This is a genomic window from Desulfosporosinus sp. OT (assembly GCF_000224515.1).
Taxonomy (GTDB): Bacteria; Bacillota; Desulfitobacteriia; order Desulfitobacteriales; family Desulfitobacteriaceae; genus Desulfosporosinus.
In genome coordinates this window covers 79,076-88,371 of the sequence record NZ_AGAF01000263.1, presented here as the reverse complement: position 1 = coordinate 88,371, position 9,296 = coordinate 79,076, and the positions used below count along the sequence as shown (strand labels likewise).

General features: G+C 36.1%; 9 protein-coding genes, 1 pseudogene and 1 riboswitch. Of the genes and pseudogenes, 7 read left to right on the top strand and 3 right to left on the bottom strand.

Features of this window, described 5'->3' with window-relative positions:
- Positions 1–168: pseudogene (locus DOT_RS29195) on the bottom strand (thiazole synthase); the annotation flags it as partial.
- A 13-nt stretch (positions 169–181) separates the two neighbouring features.
- Positions 182–382: a sulfur carrier protein ThiS gene (gene thiS / locus DOT_RS25570; protein ID WP_009624509.1), complete on the bottom strand. Its 201-nt coding sequence runs from the start codon at positions 380–382 to the stop codon at positions 182–184.
- Positions 383–514: 132 nt separating this feature from the next.
- Positions 515–615, bottom strand: a riboswitch (TPP riboswitch).
- Positions 616–1,608: 993 nt separating this feature from the next.
- Between thiS and DOT_RS25560 the strand changes: the two genes are divergently transcribed.
- From DOT_RS25560 to DOT_RS25550, 4 genes are all read left to right on the top strand, one after another.
- Positions 1,609–2,091, top strand: a complete 483-nt coding sequence (locus DOT_RS25560) for a hypothetical protein (RefSeq protein ID WP_009624507.1) — start codon at positions 1,609–1,611, stop codon at positions 2,089–2,091.
- Positions 2,072–2,650, top strand: coding sequence for an accessory gene regulator B family protein (locus tag DOT_RS25555; protein ID WP_009624506.1), 579 nt, complete (start codon positions 2,072–2,074; stop codon positions 2,648–2,650). Before DOT_RS25560 ends, DOT_RS25555 begins: the two co-directional genes overlap by 20 nt.
- A 15-nt stretch (positions 2,651–2,665) precedes the next feature.
- Entirely contained in the window at positions 2,666–2,788 is a 123-nt protein-coding gene (locus tag DOT_RS29190) for a cyclic lactone autoinducer peptide (RefSeq protein WP_083824295.1), read from the top strand.
- 141 nt (positions 2,789–2,929) lie between these two features.
- On the top strand, positions 2,930–4,711 hold the full coding sequence (locus tag DOT_RS25550; RefSeq protein WP_009624505.1) for an ATP-binding protein: 1,782 nt from the start codon (positions 2,930–2,932) through the stop codon (positions 4,709–4,711).
- An 87-nt stretch (positions 4,712–4,798) separates the two neighbouring features.
- Here the strand turns inward: DOT_RS25550 and DOT_RS25545 are convergent, their stop codons facing one another.
- Positions 4,799–5,311 (bottom strand): GNAT family N-acetyltransferase, encoded by a 513-nt coding sequence (locus DOT_RS25545; RefSeq protein ID WP_009624504.1) that lies wholly within the window; start codon positions 5,309–5,311, stop codon positions 4,799–4,801.
- A 386-nt stretch (positions 5,312–5,697) separates the two neighbouring features.
- Between DOT_RS25545 and DOT_RS25540 the strand changes: the two genes are divergently transcribed.
- The 3 genes from DOT_RS25540 (at position 5,698) to DOT_RS25530 (ending at position 9,257) form a co-directional block, all read left to right on the top strand.
- Positions 5,698–6,486: an electron transfer flavoprotein subunit beta/FixA family protein gene (locus DOT_RS25540; RefSeq protein WP_009624503.1), complete on the top strand. Its 789-nt coding sequence runs from the start codon at positions 5,698–5,700 to the stop codon at positions 6,484–6,486.
- Positions 6,487–6,504: 18 nt separating this feature from the next.
- Positions 6,505–7,713, top strand: coding sequence for an electron transfer flavoprotein subunit alpha/FixB family protein (locus DOT_RS25535; protein ID WP_009624502.1), 1,209 nt, complete (start codon positions 6,505–6,507; stop codon positions 7,711–7,713).
- A gap of 143 nt (positions 7,714–7,856) precedes the next feature.
- Positions 7,857–9,257, top strand: a complete 1,401-nt coding sequence (locus DOT_RS25530) for an FAD-binding oxidoreductase (protein WP_009624501.1) — start codon at positions 7,857–7,859, stop codon at positions 9,255–9,257.
- Positions 9,258–9,296 lie beyond the last annotated feature (39 nt).

Sequence of the window (9,296 nt, the reverse complement as noted above, 5' to 3'; positions counted from 1 at the left end):
GTCGACTCGGCGTAAAGCCATCGTTACCACTTGGCTGCCGCTTGCTTCCAACACCTGAGGCACTATTTCATGCGAAGAAAATTTGCCGGTTCCTACGAACAGTCGGCTATGCAAATTTACTCCTCCGATGAGTAGACTGTCATCCGTTGAATTAAGACTCTGTTTAATATCGTTCAAGTTATTAGCCCCCTCCCATAAAAATTAAGATTTCTAAACGGTCGTCTGCGTGTAAAAAAGTACTCGGCCATTGTTCTTGCATTAGGATTTTACCATTGAGCTCCACGACCGCCGCTTTAAGGGTCACAGCTTTGTTTTCGAGAAACTGCAATACGGTACATTCTGAGAGAATCTCCTGTGCTTCACCGTTTACAACAATCTGCATCGAAAACGTCCTCCTTTCGCTTGATTTCACGTGTTTGCTAGTCATTACTTGTCTTACTGCTATGGCACCAGGGAGGTTTAACATAAAAAAGTGAGAACTGCGGTAAGCAGCTCTCACTTATATTCCTATGTATAAGTAAAACTATTGCTTTCCTCCGCTGGTATTAACCAGATCAGGTTCAAAGGGATCGAGTTTCCTCATCTCAGCCCCAAAGGGCACCCCTAGCAAACATACGTATTCAGTTGACTGGCTTAGTGTTATACTCTCTTAGTTGTATTAAGCCTGAGCCCATTATATTACCAAAGGGTGTAAGTGTAAATATGAAAAGATTTAGAGAGATTTTTCGTGTAGGACAACATTCGTGTGAATTCGTCACATGCGTGTGTAATAATAGAATGCAAAAGAAGAATGGGGCATCTGGTGTTTAAACGTTTATAGCGAGGCATGAGGAATCCTTGCAGAGGTTTGTCAGATTGGGTTATTTTCGGAAGGATTTATCATGTAGAACATTTCTTAATTCTAGTTGGAGGGGTGGTGAGATTAATTAAAATCCCATTAATTGCTTTAATCTTACAAGGGATACCTGAACAGGTCGCAGTGACTACGTTAGCATTTGTAATAGCTGGAATACACCTAAAGTGGGATAGAATTCTAATGATAGGGATTGGCCAAGCTTTCTGTGCGTATGTGGTGAGATTATTTCCTATTCCTTTTGGAATTCATACTATTTTACTACTCATAATGTTATTTATAATTTTGACTAAGTTTACCAAGGGGGATGTCGCCCTATCCTTCATGGCAAGTTCAATAACTTTTTTGGTATTAGGAATTTTCGAATTAACTTGTATGTCATTGGTTATGCAAATATTCGGATTTACACCAGAAACCTTATTCAATGACTTAGTTCTTAGGATTTTAGTGGGTGAATTGAATATGCTCCTACTATTTATCTCTGCGTTTCTAGTAAATAAATTATACATAACCTCAGGAATTCACCTTTAGATATGGTCAAGAAGATATGACTTGTTAATTATTGAACATAGTGCGATAGGGCCAAATCTTTATTCTAAAATCCCTCTCCAAATCTGGAAATTATTTTCTAGTAAGACAAGATTCGCGTAAATTCGCTCATGGAGTGTGCAATAATTAATTAAAAATAGAGAAAGAATTGTAGGGCGTAATATCATGTAGTTAGTTATGGTTATGCTTTTGAAATTAGAGAGGTTGTGAGATTAATAAAAATTCCATTGCTTGCTTTGCTTTTACAAGGGATACCTGAACAAACTGCCGTTGTATCTTTGGCATTTGTAATTGCCGGAATCCCGTTGAAATGGAAAAAGATTTTATTAATTGGGACTGTGTTAGCCGTTAGTGCATATATAGTGAGATTATTTCCCATCCCTTTTGGGTTTCATACTATTTTGTTAACCGTCGTATTATTTATATCTCTAACTTGGTTAGGCAAGGGTGATTTAGGTTTATCACTAATTGCATGTTTATTGAGTTTCTTAGTTTTAGTAACATTTGAGTTTGTCTGTCTAGCGTTGTTAATGTCTATTATTGGTGTAACGCCCGAAACTCTATCAAATGACTCAGTTGTCAGGATTATGATAGGAGAACCTCATGTACTTATTTTGTTCTTCTCTGCCTTTTTATTAAATAAATTGCAAAGAAAGAAGTTAAATAATAATGAACATAAACCTCTCTGAAAGTTTTAGTAATAGATTGACTAATATATTAACAAATGAATTAGATTATAATGAGGATAAAAAGGAAATTATCGCTTATGTTATTGAAACGTTACTTCTTTTCGTGGTAGGTTCATTTTTAATAATACTATCGGGATATGCTTTTAATGCCCTATTGCCGACTGTTTTTGCAGCAATTTCCGGCGGTTTATTACGAAGAGTATCAGGTGGAGCGCATTTTAATAACCCACTAAAATGTTTAATCTTTGGTTCTATTAGTTACAGTTTAATTGGAATTTTGTCTAAACAACTTGTTAGTTATAACTTCACTCATAAATATGTTCTGATCTTCATATTACTGGTTTCTTTATTTATTGTTTCTTTCTTAGCCCCTGTGGATAGTGAAGCAAAGCCAATTCACTCTAGTAGCTTAAAAGCCAAACTTAAGACTTCGTCAATCGTTTTAGTAACGGTATTGTTCGTCTTGGTTTCTTTGACAGATAATAAATTATTAAATGTCAGTGCAGTTTTGGGACTAGCTTACCAAAGTCTAACATTACTGCCTATTTTTAATAGATAAGGAGGTGTTTAGACATTGAAAAAATATTGTTATGCTACAATCGCGTCAATACTAATGCTCCTAGCTAGTGCAACATCGGTATTTGCATGTGGAGGTTGGTTATATCAACCTAAAACCCCAAAAACTCTGTTAAAATAACTAAGTTACCAGTCGGGTAACATATCTGGCCAAATATAAAGCTGGGGATGGCCCAGCTTTTATATTTCAAAGATGTTTTTGAGATGCCTAATTGAGTTGAGTCAGGCGATATTTCCATATTGGAAAGTTGGAGGATAGTAGATGGTTCCTAATATAAGAAATATCCTGAATAAACAATCTATAATTCAACTGACTTTATTTAAAGTCATATTAAGCATTTTTATTTTTCTTATTATTTTTGTTTTTCTCTACGGGCAAAGCTTTTGGGAAAAGCAATCCTTAAAATTTAACCTTAATTTATTACTAAATGTCTCAAATGCACAATCTATAATCCAATCGCATCTTTTATCAATTGAAAAATTGAAAGAAGATAAGAATCTAACAAATGGTCAAAAGAAATTAGAAATAGAAAGTATTGTACAGCCAATAATTAATCAGAGTAACAATAACGACAGTTTTGTTGGCTATTATGATGTTGATTTGGATTTCATCGTTAAAAATCAAAATAATACATATATCTCATATGATGAGATTCAATCTACCGATGGATCTATAAACAAATTTGATAGCAATAATAAGATTACTCGGGTCAATATGCCAATTTATAATAAGGGGAAAGTAGTAGGTTATGTTTGGGCCTATTCGAAAAATGAAGAGTATATGATATTATCTTACTACGAATGGAGTGTAATGATAATATTGGTTTTAAGTCTATCAGTCTTAATATTGCTCTTTATTAGAAAGCATATTAAACAGATTGAACTGTACTTAGATGAATTTTGTAAGATGATAATTAATAATAATGACGAACAAAAAGAGCAGATACTAATTAAATTGCCTGAATTAAGACCTATCTTACATAAAATCAGCTGTTTCACAGATGGTTTAAAGCGGGTCAATTTAGAATTAGAATCATCAAAACATCAGATAAAAAATATTATGGAGGGAATTTCAGATGGTTTTTATGCAATAGATCGCGAATGGCAGTTTACGTTCGTTAACAACGAAACACAAAAACTTGTTTTGGGTGATAAAACAGAACTAATAGGAAAATCAATATTGGAAATATTCCCTAAAATAGTAGGTTCGTTGACTTATGCTAAACTGCAAGAAGCGATGTCTCAAGGAAAATCCATTCATTGGGAAACAGAAGGGTTTATTAATTCTGATCAATTCTACGAATATCACGCTTACCCGTTTGATGAAGGATTAACAGTTTTCTTTAGAGATATAACAGTACTAAAACGACAACAGCTAGAATTTGCTCGTTTAGAAAAACTTAATCTTATAGGTCAGTTAGCAGCGGGCATTAGTCATGAGATAAGAAATCCGCTCACGACTGTCAAGGGATTTCTGCAAATGTTTGGCTCAAAAGCTAAATACGAACAAGACAAAGAGTATATGGATTTGATGGTCTCAGAGATTGACCGTGCCAATGAAATAATTACGGATTTCCTATCTCTAGCAAAAGCAAACCTAGATAATATTAGACCTAAAAACCTCAATGAGGTTATCAATAAAGTTTTTCCCATGCTCCAAGCGGATGCTTTTAATAACAATAAAGAGGTTGTTTTTGATCTCAATAGCCTACCAGATATCATGATCAACGAAAATGAAATAAAACAACTGATTTTAAACCTTGTACGTAATGCTTTGGAGGTCACGCCGGAGCAAGACAGTGTTATCATCAGCACCTATTTAAAAGAGGATAAAGTAGTATTAGCTATTGCTGACCACGGCACAGGAATACCTCAGGACGTACAAGAGAAAATTGGTACGCCATTTTTCACAACTAAAGAAACCGGAACGGGCCTTGGACTAGCGATTTCAATGGGTATCGCCCAAAGGCATAACGCTATTTTTGAATTCAAAACAGGAAATTACGGGACTGTCTTTTATACAATATTTCCAGTCTTAGCATAACTGTACTTAACACTTATTCTCGTACTTACCCGTTTAGGCGGGATTTTTGTTTTTCATAAAATGACAAAAAAAATTTATTGAATTTAACTAGCCATCAATCGGATTTTCAGGGCCTGAGAGATTTAACTGATAAAATGCTAAATCAAGCCATTTACCAAACTTGAAGCCCGCATTTTTTATGGTGCCGGAGTATTCAAAGCCTAATTTTTCATGCATTTTAAGGCTAGTTTGATTAAATGCATCAATGCCCGCAACTAATGTGGCAAACTTTCTTTCATCAGCAATTCTCATTATTTCTTTTACGAGTGCAGTACCAATTCCACGGCGCTTATATCCATGATGTACATAAACTGAATGTTCTATTGTATATTTATAAGCTGGCCAGGCTCTAAAAGGGCCATACGTTGCAAACCCAATAACCTTATTATTGTCTTCAAAAACAAGAACGGGGATTCCATCCTCATTCTTTTTATTAAACCATAACGTTCTCTCCTCAAGCGTCTGAACGTTATAGGTGTATATTGCTGTAGTATTTAAGATAGCATCGTTATAAATTTCTAGAATTTCGCATAAATCATTTGCTACTGCTTGTCTAATCATTTTCGGTACCTCCTTAGATTAGTATAACATAATTTAGGCATGTAAGGTACTATATTTGCGTCTTGTACTGTCTCCTTAATCAGAGAGCAACCATTGAGTTGACATGGCTACCTGATTTAAATATTTCTACTAAAGAGCCTAAAAGGGCTCTTCTTTTATTGTATTTATGAGTGTTTGTGAATTTGATTGATTCTTAGGAAAAGCAATGGATTGTTGAGTAAAGATTGACAATATATTTCTTTTGTATAAGTATGAATCTTATGTTATTATGGAAATGGTCAGGTGGTCAGACCAACACCTTGAACTATTCGCTAATTTTTTAAAACCAATTAAAAGTTTGCGTGATCTTTTTTAATAAAACTACTATATAACTAGGAGGTTAAGTCATGGAAATATTAGTTTGTATTAAGCAAGTTCCTGGAACTACGAAAATTGAAGTTGATCCAATAACAGGTGTTTTAAAAAGAGACGGTGTCGATTCAAAAATGAATCCTTATGATCTGTTTGCTATTGAAACAGCTTTGAGAATTAAAGAACAAGAAGGTGGAACGATCAAAGTTATAAGCATGGGACCACCTCAAGCAAAAGATGTTATCAAAGAAGCATTTATGATGGGTGCTGACGAAGGCGCTTTGGTATCCGATCGAAAATTTGCAGGAGCAGACGTTCTTGCTACATCTTATACCATTTCTCAAGGGGTTCGTAAGATGGGTGATTTTGATCTGATCCTTTGTGGCAAACAGACGACTGACGGTGATACCGCGCAAGTCGGCCCGGAGATGGCTGAATATCTCGAAATACCACATATAGCGAATGTTTTAAAAATAATTGAAATAAAAGAAAAATCTGTTGTTGTAGAAATGGACATGCCAAACACACTTGAAATAGCTGAAATTCAATTCCCATGTCTATTAACCGTAGAAAAAGATATATTTCAACCGAGACTTCCATCCTATAGAAAAAAAATAAGTACTAAAGATCGAGATATTAAAATTATATCATTAAATGATTTTGAAGATAAAGATGAAAAGAGATATGGACTTACAGGTTCACCAACACAAGTAGAGAGGATCTTTCCACCCTCTGCTAATAACGATAGAGAGACATGGACAGGTACTGGGGCACAGCTCAGTTTTAAAATAGCTGAGAAACTAAAACAACTAAAGTTTGTATAAAGAAACGGAGGTTTATAGATGAGCAAGCTAATTTGTCACCAAGATAAAGTTAATGAGTCGAATATTCAAGAATTAATTGATGTCTGTCCATTCGATGCTATTGAAAATAATAACGGGATTATTGAAATTAACGCTGGTTGTAAAATGTGCAAGATATGCGTTAAAAAGGGACCAAAAGGTGTCATGGAATTTGTTGAAGAAGAGGTTGCTAAGGTAGATAAGAGTGCGTGGAGTGGCATCGGGGTCTATGTTGACCATGTTGAAGGGGAAATCCATCCCGTGACCATGGAACTCATTGGAAAAGCAAAAGAACTTGCTGCAGTGGTTAATTTTCCTGTTTACTGCGTATTTATTGGACACAATATTACGGATAAGGCCAAAGAATTACTTTATTATGGAGTGGACGAAGTTTTTGTTTACGATTATGAAGAATTAAACCACTTCAGAATAGAGCCTTATACAGCAGCTTTTGAAGACTTCGTTAATAAGATAAAACCATCTTCCTTACTGGTTGGAGCGACAACCATTGGCCGATCACTGGCCCCAAGAGTAGCTGCAAGGTTTAGAACGGGTTTAACAGCAGACTGTACAGTGTTGGAAATGAAAGAAGATTCAGACCTTGTTCAGATAAGACCTGCCTTCGGGGGTAATATCATGGCTCAAATTGTTTGTCCTAACACAAGACCTCAAATGGCAACGGTAAGATATAAGGTTATGAATGCTCCGGAAAAACAATGCGAGCCAAGTGGACAGATTACTGTATGTGAACTGGACAAAGCAAGATTGACGTCTAATATTGAAGTTTTAAAAGTTACAAAAAAAGAAATTGAAGAAAATATCTCTGACGCAGAAGTCATAGTTGCTGTGGGAAGGGCCCTAAAGTCTGAAAAGGATATGGCCATGGTTGAAGAATTAGCCAATCTTCTAGACGCTCAAATAGCTGGAACAAGGCCCCTTGTTGAGTCGGGTTGGATTAATGCTAAGAAGCAAATCGGTCTATCCGGTAGAACGGTTAAGCCAAAGCTAATCATTACTCTCGGCATTTCAGGTGCAGTTCAGTTTTCTGCTGGAATGAACAGCTCAGAGCGCATATTTGCGATTAATAAAGACCCCAATGCTTCGATTTTTAATGTAGCTCATTATGGAATTGTTGGAGATATCTACGATATCGTTCCTCAATTAATTGAAGATATTAAAAACTCAAGAGCTGAGGCTTGTGCTCGATAACTAGTGGAGTTTGAAACTCCATCGGAAGTTTAACTGAACTTATCCAGGGGGCTATATTTTCGAAGAGCGCCACTTGTAGTTCGAGGTTGGGACTTCATGGCGATTAGTCAGCGGATAAATTAAGAAAACGTGGAGGTAATTTCATGAACGATTATAAAACGCTTGATGCTAATGATATTGAGTTCTTAGTGTCGGTTCTAGGGGAAGATAGAGTTTTTACGGGAGAGTCCATTAGTGAAGATTTCAGCCATGATGAATTGGGTGGAATCAGTAGAATGCCTGATGTCTTAGTTGAAGTTCTTTCAACAGATGAAGTGTCCAAAATAATGAAATATGCCTATGAGAATACAATTCCAGTTGTGGCAAGAGGGTCGGGAACAGGTCTTGTGGGGGCATCTGTTCCGATTTTCGGTGGAATTATGATGAACATGTGCGGGATGAACAAAATACTCGAAATTGATGAAGAAAACTTAACGTTAACCCTTGAGCCGGGTGTGCTTTTAATGGAAATCGGTAAATATGTTGAAGAATACGATTTATTTTATCCACCCGATCCAGGTGAAAAATCGGCGACAATCGCGGGCAACATCAATACTAACGCGGGCGGTATGAGAGCTGTTAAGTATGGAGTTACAAGAGACTATATTAGAGGGCTCGAAGTCGTTCTTCCTAACGGAGAAGTCATTAATGTTGGAGGGAAAGTGGTTAAAAACTCTTCCGGATACAGCATAAAAGATTTAATCTGCGGATCAGAAGGAACGTTGGGTATTATAACGAAAGCAATATTGAAGCTTATACCACTGCCCAAGAAAGCGATATCATTATTAATACCTTTTCCAAATCTTGATATGGCGATAAGTACCGTGCCCAAGATTATTAAATCTAAGGCCACACCAACTGCTATAGAATTTATGCAAAGAGAAGTTATTCTTGCTGCTGAAGAATTTCTGGGCAAAAAATTCCCTGACAATTCTTCAGATGCCTATCTGTTGTTAACGTTTGATGGCAACAGCACAGAAGATATAGAAAAAGATTACGAGAATGTGGCTAATATCTGCCTTGAAGAAGGTGCACTCGACGTCTTTATCATTGATACCGATGAACGAAAAGAAGCTGTTTGGTCAGCAAGAGGTGCTTTCCTCGAAGCAGTGAAAGCTACAACAACTGAGATGGATGAATGTGATGTTGTTGTTCCAAGAAATAAAGTGGCCGAATTTATTAAATATACCGATGTTCTGCAAAAGCAGTTTGATGTACGAATAAGAAGCTTTGGGCATGCAGGTGATGGTAATCTACACGTCTATGTATTAAAGGATGATCTTTCCGAAGAGGCCTGGAAAAAGAAGCTGGCTGAAGTTTTTGAAGCAATGTATAGTAAATCTGTGGAACTACGGGGATTAGTGTCCGGAGAACACGGTATTGGGTTTGCAAAAAAAGAGTATATGTTAGAGCAATACGGACCTGAATACGTAGGGCTAATGAAAAATATAAAATTGGCATTTGATCCTAAAAATATACTAAATCCAGGAAAAGTTTGCGAGTAATATGATTTAAAGGTGCAATTTTAGTGTGAGTGCTCACTT

What these genes read in the sequence shown, in the direction of transcription:
- thiS (WP_009624509.1), bottom strand. Translation starts at nt 382, where the DNA reads ATGCAGATTGTTGTAAACGGTGAAGCACAGGAGATTCTCTCAGAATGT.
- DOT_RS25555 (WP_009624506.1), top strand. Translation starts at nt 2,072, where the DNA reads ATGAACATAAACCTCTCTGAAAGTTTTAGTAATAGATTGACTAATATA.
- DOT_RS25550 (WP_009624505.1), top strand. Translation starts at nt 2,930, where the DNA reads ATGGTTCCTAATATAAGAAATATCCTGAATAAACAATCTATAATTCAA.
- DOT_RS25545 (WP_009624504.1), bottom strand. Translation starts at nt 5,311, where the DNA reads ATGATTAGACAAGCAGTAGCAAATGATTTATGCGAAATTCTAGAAATT.
- DOT_RS25540 (WP_009624503.1), top strand. Translation starts at nt 5,698, where the DNA reads ATGGAAATATTAGTTTGTATTAAGCAAGTTCCTGGAACTACGAAAATT.
- DOT_RS25535 (WP_009624502.1), top strand. Translation starts at nt 6,505, where the DNA reads ATGAGCAAGCTAATTTGTCACCAAGATAAAGTTAATGAGTCGAATATT.
- DOT_RS25530 (WP_009624501.1), top strand. Translation starts at nt 7,857, where the DNA reads ATGAACGATTATAAAACGCTTGATGCTAATGATATTGAGTTCTTAGTG.